Annotated in this window: 13 protein-coding genes and 1 tRNA gene; 1 reads left to right on the top strand and 13 read right to left on the bottom strand. The window is 63.3% G+C overall.

All coding sequences use genetic code 11. From position 1 onward, the window contains the following. Positions 1–15: 15 nt before the first annotated feature. The 12 genes from FHT09_RS05835 to thrS form a co-directional block, all read right to left on the bottom strand. A complete protein-coding gene (locus tag FHT09_RS05835; protein ID WP_039522126.1) occupies positions 16–1,470 on the bottom strand; it encodes an undecaprenyl-phosphate glucose phosphotransferase in 1,455 nt (484 codons plus the stop codon). A 243-nt stretch (positions 1,471–1,713) separates the two neighbouring features. Continuing rightward, positions 1,714–3,153, bottom strand: coding sequence for a GumC family protein (locus FHT09_RS05830; protein ID WP_181126245.1), 1,440 nt, complete (start codon positions 3,151–3,153; stop codon positions 1,714–1,716). Continuing rightward, on the bottom strand, positions 3,135–3,833 hold the full coding sequence (locus tag FHT09_RS05825) for a polysaccharide biosynthesis/export family protein (RefSeq protein WP_016903310.1): 699 nt from the start codon (positions 3,831–3,833) through the stop codon (positions 3,135–3,137). The genes FHT09_RS05830 and FHT09_RS05825 overlap by 19 nt, the downstream gene beginning before the upstream one ends. A 473-nt stretch (positions 3,834–4,306) precedes the next feature. Next, positions 4,307–4,383: transfer RNA gene (locus FHT09_RS05820), tRNA-Pro, on the bottom strand. Between the two features lie 60 nt (positions 4,384–4,443). Further along, positions 4,444–4,800: a MerR family transcriptional regulator gene (locus tag FHT09_RS05815; RefSeq protein ID WP_005995911.1), complete on the bottom strand. Its 357-nt coding sequence runs from the start codon at positions 4,798–4,800 to the stop codon at positions 4,444–4,446. Next, entirely contained in the window at positions 4,781–5,080 is a 300-nt protein-coding gene (locus FHT09_RS05810; protein ID WP_002811076.1) for an integration host factor subunit alpha, read from the bottom strand. The genes FHT09_RS05815 and FHT09_RS05810 overlap by 20 nt, the downstream gene beginning before the upstream one ends. A gap of 21 nt (positions 5,081–5,101) precedes the next feature. Further along, on the bottom strand, positions 5,102–7,480 hold the full coding sequence (pheT, locus tag FHT09_RS05805) for a phenylalanine--tRNA ligase subunit beta (protein ID WP_104606495.1): 2,379 nt from the start codon (positions 7,478–7,480) through the stop codon (positions 5,102–5,104). Positions 7,481–7,599: 119 nt separating this feature from the next. Next, entirely contained in the window at positions 7,600–8,595 is a 996-nt protein-coding gene (gene pheS, locus FHT09_RS05800; protein ID WP_104606496.1) for a phenylalanine--tRNA ligase subunit alpha, read from the bottom strand. A gap of 261 nt (positions 8,596–8,856) precedes the next feature. Then, positions 8,857–9,216, bottom strand: coding sequence for a 50S ribosomal protein L20 (gene rplT / locus FHT09_RS05795; protein ID WP_003484828.1), 360 nt, complete (start codon positions 9,214–9,216; stop codon positions 8,857–8,859). 10 nt (positions 9,217–9,226) lie between these two features. After that, positions 9,227–9,424 carry a 50S ribosomal protein L35 gene (gene rpmI, locus FHT09_RS05790; RefSeq protein ID WP_002811096.1) on the bottom strand — a complete coding sequence of 66 codons (198 nt, stop codon included), beginning with the start codon at positions 9,422–9,424 and terminating at the stop codon, positions 9,227–9,229. Positions 9,425–9,664: 240 nt separating this feature from the next. Then, positions 9,665–10,192 carry a translation initiation factor IF-3 gene (gene infC, locus FHT09_RS05785; protein WP_304941635.1) on the bottom strand — a complete coding sequence of 176 codons (528 nt, stop codon included), beginning with the start codon at positions 10,190–10,192 and terminating at the stop codon, positions 9,665–9,667. 63 nt (positions 10,193–10,255) lie between these two features. Beyond that, positions 10,256–12,160 (bottom strand): threonine--tRNA ligase, encoded by a 1,905-nt coding sequence (gene thrS, locus FHT09_RS05780; protein WP_104606497.1) that lies wholly within the window; start codon positions 12,158–12,160, stop codon positions 10,256–10,258. Between the two features lie 325 nt (positions 12,161–12,485). On the opposite strand from thrS, the gene FHT09_RS05775 reads away from it, so the two are divergent. After that, the gene (locus FHT09_RS05775) at positions 12,486–13,607 is read left to right on the top strand and encodes a LacI family DNA-binding transcriptional regulator (RefSeq protein ID WP_104606498.1); all 1,122 of its coding nucleotides are present in this window, start codon (positions 12,486–12,488) and stop codon (positions 13,605–13,607) included. Positions 13,608–13,968: 361 nt separating this feature from the next. Here the strand turns inward: FHT09_RS05775 and FHT09_RS05770 are convergent, their stop codons facing one another. Further along, complete coding sequence (locus FHT09_RS05770) at positions 13,969–15,630, bottom strand: alpha-amylase family glycosyl hydrolase (protein ID WP_181141355.1); 1,662 nt, start codon at positions 15,628–15,630, stop codon at positions 13,969–13,971. Between the last annotated feature and the right edge of the window lie 7 nt (positions 15,631–15,637).

Genomic DNA, 15,637 nt, shown 5'->3' with positions numbered 1-15,637 from the left:
CACTCCCCGCCATCATCAGTACGCGGTCTTCTGTCCGAGCACACGTACTGCGGTCAGCACGATGATGCGGATATCCAGCCACAACGACCAGCGACGGATGTAGTCCAGGTCGTACTGAATGCGCTTCTTCATCGTGCGCAGCTCCGGAGTTTCGCCACGGAATCCATTGACCTGCGCCCAACCGGTGATGCCCGGCTTGACATAATGGCGCTGCATGTAGTGATTGATCAGCTTTTCGTAATGGGTGTTGTGCTGCGCGGCATGCGGGCGCGGCCCCACGATCGACATGCTGCCACCGAGCACGTTGAAGATCTGCGGCAACTCGTCCAGGCTGCTGCGGCGCAGGAACGCACCGAAACGGGTAATACGGGTATCGTTCTTGGTCGCCTGCTGAATGGTGGTGCCATGGTCGTCATGCACGCGCATTGAGCGGAACTTGAACATGTAGAACTCGCGCCCACCCAGACCATGGCGACGCTGGCGGAAGAACACCGGACCAGGCGAGCTCATCTTCACACCGACGGCGATCGCTGCCATCAGCGGCCACAGCCCCATCAGCGCGATCACGGCCAGGATCTTGTCCTGCAAGGCCTTGGCGACCACGAAGTAGTTGTCGCGATCCACGCCGCCCTGGCGCAGGTTGATCACCGGCACATTGCCGATCTGCTCGCCGGACTGGTTCAACAGACCGAAGTCGAACAGGTCCGGAACCAGCTTCACGTTGATCGGATAGCGATCCAGACGCTGCAGCAACTGCTTGATGTGGTCACGTTCGCCCAGCGGCAGCGAGATCCATACCTGCTCGACCTGGTTGTCTTTCAGATACTCGATCAGCGCGTCCGGATCGCCCAAGCACGGCAACGACTGACGCTGCTCGGTCACGGCGATGTCGTACGGCGTGCGGAAGTAGCCGACCAGGTTCATGCCGACCCAGGGATTGCGGCTGAGGTAGTGATTGATCTTCATCACCGGATGGCGCAAACCCACCACCACCACGCGTTGCACGTCCACCCCCTGGGTGCGCAGGTGATTCAGGAAGCCGCGCAGCACCGTGCGGGCCGCCACCAACGAAGCCAGCCCACCGACGAACCACAGGCCGATCCAGCCGCGCGAGACCTGCTCACCCACTTGCACGATCAGTGCGTGCACCGCGAACAGCGCAAACACGCCGCCGAAGGCACCACCCAGCACCATCAGCTCGCTCAACAGTCCGCGACCGCGCCAGCTGCGATACAGCGGGAACAGCGCAAAGCAGATCACCGAATACAACAGCGTGGTGGCGATGGCGACCCGGTACGGTGCCGCAGGCACCCAGGAGCCGAAGACGATGCGATAAGCGATCAGCCCGGAGACCACGACCATGGTGAGGTCGAAGACGCGCAGGACCAGGTCGGCTGCAGCCGAATACTTGGACAACAATCGCGGCGAGGATGTGGTGTAAGTCGCGCTACTCAAGTCTGCCAAAAGCATGGGGATGTCCTCCAAACTCGATACGGCGCATGCGGGGGAACATACGAATCGCACGCGAGCTTTCAATCATCTCCGTCGAACGATCACCGCGGTAATACCTACCGACCCCAGATCGCACGACAGCCCTTTGTTTCAACAGAGACAAACTTTCAAACGAAGGAGCCCGAAACATACGGGATCCACCCTTTTCCACGCTGAATCAGTTGTCACTTCAATTAACCATCGTTGTGCAACACGACGATGTCAGTCCAGCCGCGTCTGCGCTGCCGTGCCACGCAGGAAGTAGCGCACAAGAGCCACAGCCACGCCCAGGAATACGCCAAAGATGAAGCCCAACGCGAGGTTCAATTTGAGTTTCGGCGAAGTCTTCGACGTAGGCACGTCTGCGGTATCGACGATGGTCACGTTGTTGGATCCGACGTTGCTCGCCACACCGATCTCCTTGTAGCGCTGCAGGAGCGCATCGTAGAGCTGGCGGTTGGTATCGACGTCGCGCTTGAGCATGTTGTAGCGGATGCTGCGGCTCTGCAGGTCCAGCTCATCGGTCCGCAGTCCGGCGATGCGCTGGTTGAGCAACTGCTCCTGATGCACCGACGCGTCGTACGTCGCCTTGAGCGACTGGCGGATATTGATGACCTCGCCATTGATCTGGCGACGCGACTCTTCGATCTGCGCCTTCAGGCGCTGCATTTCCGGATAGTCCGGCTTGAAGGTCGACAGCTTCTGCTGATAATCGGTGTTCAAGCGGATCTGCTCGCCGCGCAGGCTCTGAATCAGCGGGTTGCTCAGCACCTGTGGCAGCGACATCGCGTCACCGCTGCTGACTTGACGCCAGGCGGCCTCTGCCTTGATGCGGGTGTCCTGCGCCGATGCCAACATCGCATTGAGGTCGCTCAGGTTCTGTGCCGGAAGCGACGGCTTGTCGTCGCCTACCGACACGATCTGCTCGTCGGTGGAATAGGAGACCAGATCCTTTTCCGAGTCCTCCACCTTGTCGCGCAACTGCTCCAGGCGCTCGGCCAGGAACTTGGTCGCGAACGACGATGCCTTGATGCGGCGTTCCTGGGTACTGACAATGAACACCTTGGTGTAGGTGTTGGCGATCTTGGCAGCCAGCACCGGATCCGGCGAATCGTAATTGACGTAGACCAGACGCGAATTGAGGATCGGCTCGACCACCAGTCCGGCCAGCAGGGTATCGGTCAGGCTGCGCTCGACGATCGCCTGACGCGAGTCGACCGACTTACCGGCTTCCGGATTCTTGGCAGCGGCCTTCTCAAGCGCTTCGTCGACCTGCTGCTTGAACGCCGGCTCCTGATCGAGCTTGGCTTCGCGGATCACCGCGCGGGCCAACGAACGGCTCTGCAGCAGCTGGTACTGGGTCTGGTAGAAATCGCGATCCTGCGGTGATTCCACCGGCATCAGATTGTCGACATTCACCACGTTGAGCGAGTCGCGCTCGATCTGCAGCGTGCTGGTGGCGCGGTATTTTTCCGGCATCAGCAGGGTGACGCCAAGAGCCAGCGCCACTGCCGCGGCGGTGATCAGAATGATCAGCCAGCGCTGCGACGCCAGCGCGCGCCAGTAGTCGAGCAAGCCGACGTCGGCCACCTCAAGATGCCCATGACGATGAGACGGGGAGGAACGATTGTCTGAATTCATGCTCATCGGTAAGCGCGCCACACCATCACAAGGGGGGTCAGTTCCAGCATGGTGCGCAGCCAGACGCGTGCGTCCGAGCGGTACACCACCACGATGTCGCCGCCGTAGATCTCAGGGTCCGGGTTGGCCCCCTTCTCGATTTGGGTCAGATCGAATCTGGCGATCATCTTTTGCCCATTGACGGTGCGGAACACAATGACGTTGCCGCGGCTGGCCACCGTGCTGACACCCTTGGCCTGCGCGATGGCCTGCTGCAGGGTCAGGTTGGCGCCGATCACCGGATAGATACCCGGCTCGTCAACCGCACCGGTCACCGTGACCCGGCGACCATTGGATTCCTGCACGAACACAGACACCTGCGGCTGTTGCAGATAGCCGGCGGCGTAGCGTTCTGCCACCAGTTTTTCCAGCTCTCCGACGCCCAGACCGGCCGCCTTGACGTCGCCGATCAACGGCAGCGAGATGTGGCCGTTCTGATCGATGCGGACCTGCCGCTCCAGATCGTCGACCTGGAACACCTTGAACAACAGCAAGTCGCCTGGGGCGAGTCGATACTCCGGCTGCACTGCGGACATCGCCAGCGGATCCGGAAGCGGCAGGGAATCCGCCATCTTCGGACCAGTGCTGCATGCGCCCAGTGCCATCGAGCAGATCAACGCCAGGCTGAGGCCTTGGCAAAATCGTCCGATCAGTTTTTTCATGCGTGTGGCTGGCTGCCTCGGTTGGGTGGGACAGGACCTCGCGCAGCACTCGACCGGCCAACGCGCCAGCAAGAACGTACGACAGAGAAATTCATCCCAAGATGCTCGGGATCACGACGGGTGTGACGTGTTGCAGTGCACTATGTCATAGAACCAACGCATCGCAAGACACTGCTCGCCATTTTTTTGACGGCGTTGGCCTATTGATTCAAGTTCGTCGTTACTGCGTTAACAAAACGTGATCCACGTACTGATCCGACGCTAATGTTTTAGAGCATTTTCGGATACTTAGCAGCGTTCCGTGATCCAGGTCCATGTCGCATAGAACCGCACACAAACGGGCTCGACCGGTCTTTTCATGCTGCTGTGCAGTATGCCGATGGACATACCGTGTCACGTACCTGACAGGCCCGGAGTCGCATGTTGCGACGCAACAAAAAAGCCCATGTCCGTGAAGACATGGGCTCCGTATTTGGTCGGGGTAGCCGGATTCGAACCGACGACCACTAGTCCCCCAGACTAGTGCGCTACCAGGCTGCGCTATACCCCGAAGATGTTGCATCCGCCGCAATGGCGGCCTGCCATTATAGCGGCTTTGTGAAGCGTTTTCCTAGCGGCGCAGCAGTTGCAGGACCTCTTCCAGTTCCATACGCACCTGTTTGATGATCTGGTTGCTCAGTGCCGACTCGCTCTTGGCGCCATCGCCTTCCAGACGCAGGCGTGCGCCGCCGATGGTGTAGCCCTGCTCGTACAGCAGGCCACGAATCTGTCGCACCATCAGCACGTCGTGGCGCTGGTAGTAGCGCCGGTTGCCGCGCCGCTTGACCGGTTCCAGGCTCGGAAATTCGGTTTCCCAATAGCGCAGCACATGCGGCTTGACGTCGCACAGCTCGCTGACTTCGCCGATGGTGAAGTAGCGCTTGGCCGGGATTGGCGGTAGTTCGCGATTACTGCCCGGATCCAGCATAAGCCTCCACCCGCTCCTTGAGCTTCTGGCCCGGACGGAAGGTCACCACCGTGCGCGCCGAGATCGGAATTTCCTCGCCGGTCTTGGGATTGCGACCGGGCCGTTGATTCTTGCGCCGCAGATCGAAGTTGCCGAAACCGGACAGCTTCACCTGACGGCCCTGCTCCAGCGCATCGCGCAGCACATCGAAGAACGCGTCGACAAATTCCTTTGCCTCGCGCTTATTCAGACCGACTTCGTCGAACAGACGTTCGGCCATCTCCGCTTTCGTCAATGCCATGCCAATCCCCTGGTTACCGCCTCAACTCCGGATCCGGGCGCGGTGCTCGCGCTCGATCACGGCCACCACATCGGCAACGACTGCGTCGACGTCCCGGTCGGTGAGAGTGCGCGAGTTATCCTGCAAAATCAAGCCCATAGCCAGACTCTTGAAACCTGGCTCGACCCCCTGCCCGACATAGCGGTCGAACAGCTGCACCTCGCGCAACAACGGCCCGACGGTGGTGCGCACGCTGCTCGACAGCGCCGCCCAGCTCACCTCTTCCGGCACCAGGAAGGCCAGATCGCGACGTACCGAGGGGAACCGCGACAGCCCGCCGGCACGCGGCAGCGCACGTTTGACCAACGCCGTCAGTTCCAGCTCGAACGCGATCACATCCACGTCGATGTCCAACGCCTTGGCCAGGCGCGGATGCACCTGCCCGATCCAGCCGATGCAGACGCCGTCGCGATGGATGTCGGCCGAGCGCCCCGGATGCCCGAAGGGCCGGGCAGAAGGCCGGAACTCCAGCACCGCGCCACTGGCCGCGGCCAGCGCCATCAGGTCGCCCTTCAGATCATGGAAGTCCACCTTGCGGGCGGGCTCGCCCCACTGCAGCGCCAGGGCATCGCCACACACGGCCGCGGCGACATGCTGCGACTCCTGTGGGGCAGCGCCGGCGTCGGATGCGGCCGCGAACACCTTTCCCAGCTCGAACAGGCGCACGCGTCCGGCCTGGCGGGCGGCATTGCGGCCCAGCGTCGCCACCAGGCCCGGCAACAGGCGCGGACGCATGATCGCAAGCTCGGCGCTGAGCGGATTGGCCAACGGCACCAGGCCGTCGCTCAGCTGCCAGCGCTGCAGCAAGGTAGCGTCGACGAAAGCGTAGTTGATGGTTTCCTGCAGCTCGCGCGCCACCAGCTGGCGCCGCACGCTGAGCTCATCGAGCTGGGTTTCGCTCGGCATCGCAATCCGGCTCGCCCCACCCGGCAGCGTGGTCGGCACGCGGTCGTACCCGTGGATACGCGCCAGCTCCTCGATCAGATCCTCTTCGATGGCGATATCGAAGCGACGGCTCGGCGCCATCACCTGCCAGCCTTCGGCAACCGACTCGAGCTGCATGCCGAGCGCGCCCAGAATACGCACGACCTCGGCATCGTCGATCTGGATACCGAGCACGCGCGCGATCCGCACACGCCGCAACAGGATGCGCGACGGCTGCGGCAGATGCTGCGGCAATTGCGCATGCACGACCGGGCCCGGGGTACCACCGGCCAGTTCCAGCACCAGCCGCGTCGCCACTTCGATCGCTTGCGGCGGCAATGCCGGATCCACACCACGCTCGAAACGATGGCCGGCATCGGTATGCAGCCCGAACTTGCGGCCACGCCCCATGATCGCGGCCGGATCGAAGTACGCCGACTCCAGGAACACGTTGCGCGTGATCTCGGTGACGCGGGTATCCAGGCCGCCCATCAGACCGGCCAATGCGATCGGGCGGTCGGCATCGGTGATGGTCAGAAAGCTGTCGTCCAGCGTGACCTGCCGGCCATCCAGCAATGCCAGCTGCTCGCCGCCGCGCGAGTGGCGTACGCCGATCGGGCCTTGCAGCGTATCCAGATCGAACGCATGCATCGGCTGGCCAAGTTCCAGCATCACGTACTGGGTGATATCCACCAACAGCGAAACCGAACGCACGCCGCTGCGACGCAGCCGCTCGGCCAGCCACACCGGCGTTTTCACGGCCGGGTCGATGCCTTCGATGACACGTCCGCAATAGCGCGGCGCTGCGTTGCCAGCATGCAATTCCACCGCCAGTGTGCGCGTGGACACCGGCGCCACCGCACCGGCATCGAAGGCCACCACTTCGCTGGCGCAGGCGGCCGCCACATCGAAGGCGATGCCGCGCACGCTGAAGCAGTCGGCGCGATTGGGCGTCAGCTTGATCTCGATGCTGGCATCGGGCAGGCCCAGATACTCGGCCAGCACCTGACCCACCGGCGCATCGTCGGGCAGCTCGAACAGGCCGGACGCATCGCTGTCCAGCCCCAGCTCCTTGGCCGAGCACAACATCCCGTTGGACGCCACCCCACGCAGCTTGGCCGCGGTGATGGTGAGCGCGCCGATCTGCGCACCGACCAGCGCCAACGGCGCCACCAGACCGGCACGCGCGTTGGGCGCGCCACACACGATCTGCAGCAACTCGCCCTGCCCTGCGTCGACGCTGCAGACCTGCAGACGATCGGCTTCCGGATGACGCACCGCCTCGACGATACGCGCCACCACCACCTGCCCCAACGCCTCGCCCAACGGCGTGACCTCTTCGACCTCCAGACCGATCGCCGTCAGCGTCGCGGCAAGCTCGTCGCGACTCGCCTGGATGGGAACGTGGCTGCGCAGCCAATTTTCAGAGAATTTCATGAGGGGCCGGGAATCGGAAATGGAGAATGGGGAATCGCAAAAGCGGGGGCGTCGGGCCTGGGGGACGGGATCCAAGGAGCGCGCGGCTCCAACGATTCCCCATTCCCAATTCCCCGCCGTCAGGCGAACTGCCTGAGGAAACGCACATCGTTTTCGAAGAACGCACGCAGGTCGTTGACGCCGTAGCGCAGCATCGCGAAGCGCTCCACGCCCAGGCCGAACGCGAAGCCGGTGTAGCGCTCCGGGTCGATGCCGACGCTGCGCAGCACGTTCGGATGCACCATGCCGCAGCCGAGCACTTCCAGCCAGCGCGTGCTGCCGTCGGGCTGCTGCCAGGCGATGTCCACTTCCGCACCCGGTTCCACGAATGGGAAATAGCTGGGGCGGAAGCGCATCTCGAAATCACGCTCGAAGAACGCCCGCACGAACTCGGACAAGGTGCCCTTGAGATCGGCGAAGTTGGAATGCTCGTCCACCAGCAGGCCTTCGACCTGATGGAACATCGGCGAATGGGTCTGATCCGAGTCGGAGCGATACACCTTGCCGGCCGCGATCATGCGCAGCGGCGGCTTGTGCGCATCCATGTAGCGCACCTGCACGCCGGAAGTATGGGTGCGCAGCAGGCGGCCATCGCCGAAGTAGAACGTATCGTGCATCGCGCGCGCCGGATGGTGCGGCGGAAAGTTCAGGGCTTCGAAGTTGTGCCAGTCGTCCTCGATCTCCGGACCATCGGACAACTCATAGCCCAGGCGCGCAAAGATCTCGACGATGCGCTCGAGCGTGCGCGTGACCGGGTGCAATCCGCCACGTTCGCCGCGACGACCCGGCAAGGTGACATCGATCCGCTCGCCGGCCAGACGTGCATCCAGTGCGGCGTTTTCCAGCGTGTGCTTGCGCTCGGACAACGCAGCGGTCAGCGCATCGCGCGACAGGTTGATCGCTTCGCCAGCGGCCTTTCGCTGATCGGCCGGCAGCGTGCCGAGCTGCTTGAGCTGGGCGGTGATGCTGCCACTCTTGCCCAGCAGTGCGACGCGCAAGGCTTCCAGTTGGTCCGGCGTCTGCGCGGCGGCGACATCGGCCAGCGCACGCTCGGTCAGGGATTGAATCTCACTCATTGCACTCGCGCCTCAACTGCGTCAACCGAACGGTGTTTCCGGGTGCACCGGAACGCATTGCCACTCAAATTTCATCTTGCCAGGCATCCAACCAGCGATGCCGGCCATCCAAAACGCAAAAGGGGAAGGACTTGCGCCCTTCCCCCCGCATATCTGCTTGCCCTCACCTGAGGCCTGCACACGAATGCGCAAACCCCGACAAGAAACTACCCTTTCAAAAGTCCGCACATGGATGTGCGGGCTCTTGCACGGGACCTGCATTTACGCCGCCAGCGCGCCCTTGGCCTTCTCAGCCAGCGCGGCAAAGCCGGCGGCGTCGTGCACGGCGATATCAGCCAGCACCTTACGGTCCAGGGTGATGCCAGCCTTGAGCAGGCCATTCATGAAACGGCTGTAGCTCAAGCCGTTGATGCGGGCAGCCGCATTGATGCGGGTGATCCACAACGAACGGAAATTACGCTTCTTCTGCTTGCGGCCAATGTAGGCGTACTGCTGCGCCTTGATGACTGCCTGCTTGGCAACGCGGAAGACCTTGCGGCGAGCGTTGTAGTAGCCCTTCGCCAGGGTCAGAATTTTCTTGTGGCGGCGACGCGCCTGTACGCCACGCTTTACTCGTGCCATGGGTCAGTCCTCAGAGGTAGGGAAGCATACGATCGAGACGGCCAGCATCTTCGGCACGGACGTGGTTCGTCTGCCGCAGGTTGCGCTTCCGCTTGGTCGCTTTCTTCGTGAGGATATGGCTACGGTTTGCGTGGCCGCACTTGTACTTGCCGGAGGCGGTCTTGCGGAAACGCTTGGCCGCCGCCCGGTTGGTCTTGATCTTGGGCATTGCAATGTCCTTGATGGTCTTTTGTCACTGACCCGGGCGGCAGTCTTGCGACCACGCTTTCCATCCTTGCCCTTGCCTGCTTGTAAGTCCTTGATCGAACACGATCCGGACAGGTCCTGTACCGCTTGCGCGGCGCCCCGGCAAAACCGGGCCGCGCAGTATGCCCGTTACCGGGAATTCTTGCAAATGGCTGCTGTCGCCGGCCTGGCGGACCCATGAGGGCCCGTCCTGGCGCGGGAATCAGATCTTCTTCTTCGGCGCGATCATCATGACCATCTGGCGCCCTTCCAGGCGCGGACGCGACTCGATGACGATGTCGTCGCCCAGGTCGGCCTCGATCCGGGACGCCATCTCGCGCCCAAGTTCCTGGTGGCTCATTTCACGGCCACGGAAGCGGATATTGACCTTGACCTTGTCGCCCTCCTCCAGGAAGCGGCGCATGTTGCGCAGCTTGATCTGGTAGTCGCCCTCGTCCGTGACCGGACGGAACTTGAGTTCCTTGATCTCGACCTGCTTGGTCTTCTTCTTGGCCTCATTGGCCTTTTTCTGCTGCTCGAACTTGAACTTGCCGAAATCCATGATCTTGCAGACCGGCGGATCGGCCTGCGGCTGGATTTCGACCAGGTCCAGGCCTTCTTCCTCGGCCTTGGCGAGCGCTTCGTCGCGCGACAACACGCCGACCATCTCACCGTCACTGCCGATCACGCGGACGCGCGGCACACGGATTTCTTGGTTCTTGCGGTTCTGTTTGTTGTCAGGGGTACTGATATTGCAATCTCCCAGGGGAATCGAACCGGCGCATCCGGATCATCCAGACCGGCCGGGGTTGGCTCACGCTGCCTGCTCTGCCTGCAGACGTTCGATGAAGGCCGAGACCTTCATGGTCCCGAGGTCCTCTCCCGAACGTGTCCGCACGGCGACGGCGCCGTTTTCCTTCTCGCGGTCACCGACGACGAGGAGATAAGGCACGCGTTGCAGCGTATGCTCGCGAATCTTATATCCGATCTTCTCGTTACGCAAATCGGCGTTCACACGGAAGCCTTGATTTGCAAGGGTTTTCCGAACCGAGTCGACATAGTCTGCCTGGGCATCGGTGATATTTGCGACAACGACCTGGACCGGGGCGAGCCAGGCCGGGAAGGCGCCGGCGTGGTGTTCGATCAAGATGCCGATGAAACGTTCCATCGAGCCAACGATCGCCCGGTGCAGCATGACCGGATGCTTCTTCTGGCTGTGCTCGTCAACGTACTCGGCGCCGAGGCGACCCGGCATCATGAAATCGACCTGCATGGTGCCCAGCTGCCAGGTGCGGCCGATGGCGTCCTTGAGGTGGTACTCGATCTTGGGGCCGTAGAAGGCGCCCTCGCCCGGCAGCTCCTGCCATTCCACCCCGCACACGCCCAGCGCGCTGCGCAGCGCGGCTTCGGCCTTGTCCCAGGTGACGTCGTCGCCCAGGCGCTTTTCCGGGCGCAGCGCGATCTTGATCTCGATGTCGTCAAAGCCGAACGCGGTGTAGACCGCCAGTGCCTGCTGATGGAAGGCGGTGACTTCGGCTTCGATCTGCGATTCCAGGCAGAACACGTGACCGTCGTCCTGGGTGAAGCCGCGCACGCGCAGGATGCCGTGCAGCGCGCCGGAGGGCTCGTTGCGGTGGCAGGCGCCGAACTCGCCATAGCGGATCGGCAGGTCGCGGTAGCTGTGCAGGCCCTGGTTGAACACCTGCACGTGGCCGGGGCAGTTCATCGGCTTGACCGCGTAGGTGCGCTTCTCCGACTCGGTGAAGAACATCGCGTCCTGGTAGTTGTCCCAGTGACCGGATTTCTGCCACAGCGACACGTCCAGGATCTGCGGGCAACGCACTTCGCCGTAGCCGCTGTCGCGATAGACCTTGCGCATGTATTGCTCGACCACCTGCCACAGCGACCAGCCCTTGGGATGCCAGAACACCAGGCCGGGCGCCTCTTCCTGCAGGTGGAACAGGTCCTGCTGCTTGCCGATGCGGCGATGGTCGCGCTTGTCGGCCTCTTCCATGCGCAGGATGTAGGCGTCCAGCTGTTTCTTGTCGGCCCAGGCGGTGCCGTAGATGCGCTGCAGCTGCTCGTTCTTGGCATCGCCACGCCAGTAGGCGCCGGAAATGCGGGTCAGCTTGAAGGCCTTGAGGAAGCGCGTGTTGGGCACGTGCGGGCCGCGGCACATGTCCACGTATTCCTGGTGGTAGTACAGGCCCATCGCGGTGATGTCGTCGGACATGTCCTCGATCAGGCGCAGCTTGTACTCCTCGCCGCGCTGGGCGAATACCTCGATCACCTCGGCGCGCGGGGTGACCTTCTTGATCACCTCGTAGTCCTGCGCGATCAACTCCTGCATGCGCTGTTCGATCGCGGCCATGTCGTCCGGCGTGAACGGGCGTTCGCTGTAGATGTCGTAGTAGAAGCCTTCGGCGATGACCGGGCCGATCACCATCTTGACCTCCGGGTACAGCTGCTTGACCGCATGCCCAACCAGATGCGCGCAGGAGTGGCGGATGATCTCCACGCCTTCGGCGTCCTTGGCGGTGATGATGCGCAAGCTGGCATCGTGGTCGATGACGTCGCTGGCATCGACCAGCTGGCCATCGACCTGGCCGGCGATGGTGGCCTTGGCCAGGCCGGCGCCGATCGACTGGGCGACCTGCATCACCGAGACAGGGGATTCGAATTCGCGGCGGCTGCCGTCGGGGAGCGTGATGTTGATCATGGGCAAGAATGAGGTCTGTGCTGGCTGCAGCGCGACGACTGCAAGGGAGATCTGCCCGTTGCGGCGCAGGCTCGGATAGAGATATGGCGAGAAGTGGGGCGGAACGAACGCCGTACGCGCGCCCTGCGGACTGGCGCGGCCGGAATCAGCGGTGGGCGGTGGTAGTGCTCATGTCGCACGCTGGGCCGGCGCGGGGCGCGGGCCACCTTCTCGCAAGGGGTCTTGGAAGCGAATGGTAAACCAATCAGCCCGCTGTTGCGCATGCCGGCACGGGGCCGGCGGGCGCGTGGCATGATGCCGGCCACCTGTGCTGCCAGTACCGACCATGACCATCAAGGGTAAAGCCACCTCGCTGGATATCGCCTACCTGGCCGGCGTGTCGCAACCGACCGTGTCGCGCGCACTGCGCGGCAGCCCGATGGTCAACGAAGAAACCCGCAAGCGCATCCTGCGCATCGCCAAGGAATTGAACTACAAGGTCGACAAGAACGCCTCGTCGCTGCGGTTGCGCAATGCCGGCACGCTGGCGCTGCTGTTCTTCGAGGACCCCACCGCCGACGATTCGCTGATCAACCCGTTCTTCCATTCGATGCTGGGCTCGATCACCCGCGCCTGCGCGCTGCAGGGCTACGACCTGCTGGTATCCTTCCAGCAGCTGTCCAAGGACTGGCAGGCCGATTACGAAGACAGCAACAAGGCCGACGGCATCATCCTGCTCGGCTACGGCGATTATCAGCAGTCGCGCCAGCGGTTGCAGTTGCTGGTCGAACAAGGCACCCACTTCGTCCGCTGGGGCGCGGCGCTGCCGGGGCAGCCGGGCATTTCGATCGGCAGCGACAATTATCAGGGCGGGCTGGACATCACCGAGCATCTGCTCGCGCAGGGCTGCCGCCGCATCGCCTTTCTCGGCCACGCGTCCAATCATTACCCCGAGTTCGAAGAGCGCTACCGCGGATACGTCGCCGCGCTCAAACAGCAGGCCTTGGTGGCAGATCGCGCGCTGCAGTTCGATGCGATCACCACCGAGTCGTCCGGCCATGCCGCGTGCCTGGAGCTGCTCGACAGCGGCAAGGCGTTCGATGCGGTGTGTGCGGCCAGCGACCTCATTGCGATCGGCGCAATGCGCGCCTTGCGCGAGCGTGGCCTGCGGGTGCCGCAGGATGTGGCAGTAAGCGGCTTCGACGATATCGCGTTGGCTGCGTCGGTGGCACCTGCACTGTCGACGGTGCAACAGGACACCAAGCAGGCCGGCACGCTCCTGGTGGAGAGCCTGGTGGCGCTGATCCGCGGCGAAGCGGCGCAGAGCCGCACCATTCCGGTAAAGCTGGCAGTGCGCGACTCCTCGCGCAGCAGCGGCCTGCAGCCACCGCTGGGCTGGGGGCCGGCCGGCTCGGAGACCGGCGACCCGGTGCCTGGTCGGGCCGCTGATGGAGCTGTCAGGCGTTGATTTGGGAATTGGGAATTGGGAATCGTGCGCGACAGGCTGCGAGACCATTGATGCCTCGTAGGAGCGCACCCGGGCGCGACTTGGCGTTCTCGGCAATGCCCGTCGCGCCCGGGTGCGCTCCTACCTGTTGCAGGCGCTCCGTGCAGCCGCGGCCCGCAGCGTTACCAGGATCGAATCACCGTCGGCCGGCAAAGCTCTCAAGCGGACAGGTGGCCAGCGGAATCGCTGGGCGCCGAGGCTTGGGATTCCGGATTTGGAATTCCTTGTAGCGTGCGCGACAGCCCGCGAATTGACGCCTCGCAGGAGCGCACCCGGGCGCGACTTGGCGTTCCGGTAATGCCCATCGCGCCCGGGTGCGCTCCTACCTGTTGCGGGCATCGCGCGCGGCTTGCTCGGCCATCTGCGCGTCGAGCTGCCTGCGCAAGGCCGGGTCGGTGATCGGCGCGTCCGAGAGCAGCACCCGCACCCCGTGTGCGGGCACCTGCGCCAGCAGCCGACGCTGCACCGGCACCCGCTCGCCACTCAGCGCGTCGCGCCAGGTGCCTGGCTGCACAAAACGCGTCACCTCGATATTCGCCGCCACATCGCCCTTGTTGAGCAGCACCAGCGCCGTCTGGCTGGTGCCCGCATGCTGATAGACACGGAAGAACGCCGCTTGATTCCCACGTAGTAGCACATCCACCTGCACGCCGCGCTGCAATGCCGGGGTATGCCGACGCAACCGTGCGATCTGCTGCAGCGGGCCGAAGATCGGGCTTTGCGGTGCAGTGCGGATGCGCTCGGCACCGAAGTAATTGCGGTTGCCGGCATGTTCGGCACGCCCGCGCATGAAGCCGGTTTCCGAGCCGTAATAGATCACCGGGATGCCGCGCGCGGTAAACAGCCAGTTGTGCGCGTCGATGAAGCCGGTGTCGCTGGCATCCAGGCGCGCCATGTCGTGGTTGTCGTAGAAACTCATCAACTCGTACGGATTGGCATACGGTCCCTGGCGCAGAAACAGCGGCGCGGCGAGCTTCTCGAACCCGGCCTGCTCATGGCCGAAGACAGCGGACAGCTGCTGCTTCAACGGGAAATCCAGCACGCTGACGCCGGCATTGCGCGCCCAGGTATGCCCGGCAATCTTGTTGGCGTCGTAATCGAATGCTTCGCCGAACATGAAGAACCCCGGACGTTTTTCGCGGATGCGCGCGATGAAGGCATGCCAGAAACGGTCGGGCATCCAGCCGATGGTGTCGATACGAAACGCGTCGGCGCCCTGCTCCATCCAGTGCAGATACGCGCCAGCCAGATAATCGAGCACCGCAGGATTGTTTTCGTTGAGATCGGACAACTCGGCCAGGCCGCCACCGGTATTGTAGAACGCGTGCAGCGGAATGTGCTGCGGATCCAGCTGGGCAGGCGGCAGATTCTGGTGATCGGCGACCAGGCGGCCATCGGCGTCGTACAGCTTGCCGAAGCCCGGCTGCGCTGCCGGCATGCTGTAGGCCGGCGAGCCGTGATTGCCCACGATATCCAGCACCACCTTCAGGCGGTTGGCATGCATGGCGCGGGTGAAGCCGGCAAAGTCCAGGCCGGGACTGGGCAGATGCTCGTCGAGCGTGTAGAAGTTCACGCCCCAATAGCCGTGATAGCCGGTCTTGCCGTGGTCGCTGAGCGTACTGCCGCAGCTGATCGGCTTGCCGCCGGTGAAGGCCTCATCCGGATTGTCGACGATCGGCGTGATCCATACCGCGCCGAACCCCAGCTCGCGGATGTAATCGGCATGCTCGACGATGCCCTTGAAGTCGCCCCCCAGGTAACCGATGTTGTCGCCGACCGCATCCGCGCAAGGCGTCGGCACATCGAACGTGCGATGCGCACCGCCCTGGTCGCGCTGATCGTTGCCGGGGTCGCCATTGACGAAACGGTCGGTCACCACGAAATACACCGCGTCGGCAGCGAACGGTTCCAGCGTGCCGTAATAATCGCCATGTGCAGTCGCTGCGTTCGCCGCTCCTGCACACACGATCAGTCCAGCCATCATCACATGA

The sequence above is a fragment of the Xanthomonas sp. CFBP 8152 genome, assembly GCF_014199025.1.
GTDB lineage: Bacteria > Pseudomonadota > Gammaproteobacteria > Xanthomonadales > Xanthomonadaceae > Xanthomonas > Xanthomonas arboricola_B.
This window is presented reverse-complemented; position numbering and strand designations above follow the sequence as displayed.

Bases quoted from the DNA above. Each gene is read 5' to 3' on its own strand.
- rpmI (WP_002811096.1), bottom strand. From the start codon at position 9,424: ATGCCCAAGATCAAGACCAACCGGGCGGCGGCCAAGCGTTTCCGCAAG.
- FHT09_RS05775 (WP_104606498.1), top strand. From the start codon at position 12,486: ATGACCATCAAGGGTAAAGCCACCTCGCTGGATATCGCCTACCTGGCC.
- thrS (WP_104606497.1), bottom strand. From the start codon at position 12,160: ATGATCAACATCACGCTCCCCGACGGCAGCCGCCGCGAATTCGAATCC.
- rplT (WP_003484828.1), bottom strand. From the start codon at position 9,216: ATGGCACGAGTAAAGCGTGGCGTACAGGCGCGTCGCCGCCACAAGAAA.
- pheS (WP_104606496.1), bottom strand. From the start codon at position 8,595: ATGAGTGAGATTCAATCCCTGACCGAGCGTGCGCTGGCCGATGTCGCC.
- pheT (WP_104606495.1), bottom strand. From the start codon at position 7,480: ATGAAATTCTCTGAAAATTGGCTGCGCAGCCACGTTCCCATCCAGGCG.
- FHT09_RS05825 (WP_016903310.1), bottom strand. From the start codon at position 3,833: ATGAAAAAACTGATCGGACGATTTTGCCAAGGCCTCAGCCTGGCGTTG.
- FHT09_RS05835 (WP_039522126.1), bottom strand. From the start codon at position 1,470: ATGCTTTTGGCAGACTTGAGTAGCGCGACTTACACCACATCCTCGCCG.
- FHT09_RS05815 (WP_005995911.1), bottom strand. From the start codon at position 4,800: ATGCTGGATCCGGGCAGTAATCGCGAACTACCGCCAATCCCGGCCAAG.
- FHT09_RS05770 (WP_181141355.1), bottom strand. From the start codon at position 15,630: ATGATGGCTGGACTGATCGTGTGTGCAGGAGCGGCGAACGCAGCGACT.
- FHT09_RS05810 (WP_002811076.1), bottom strand. From the start codon at position 5,080: ATGGCATTGACGAAAGCGGAGATGGCCGAACGTCTGTTCGACGAAGTC.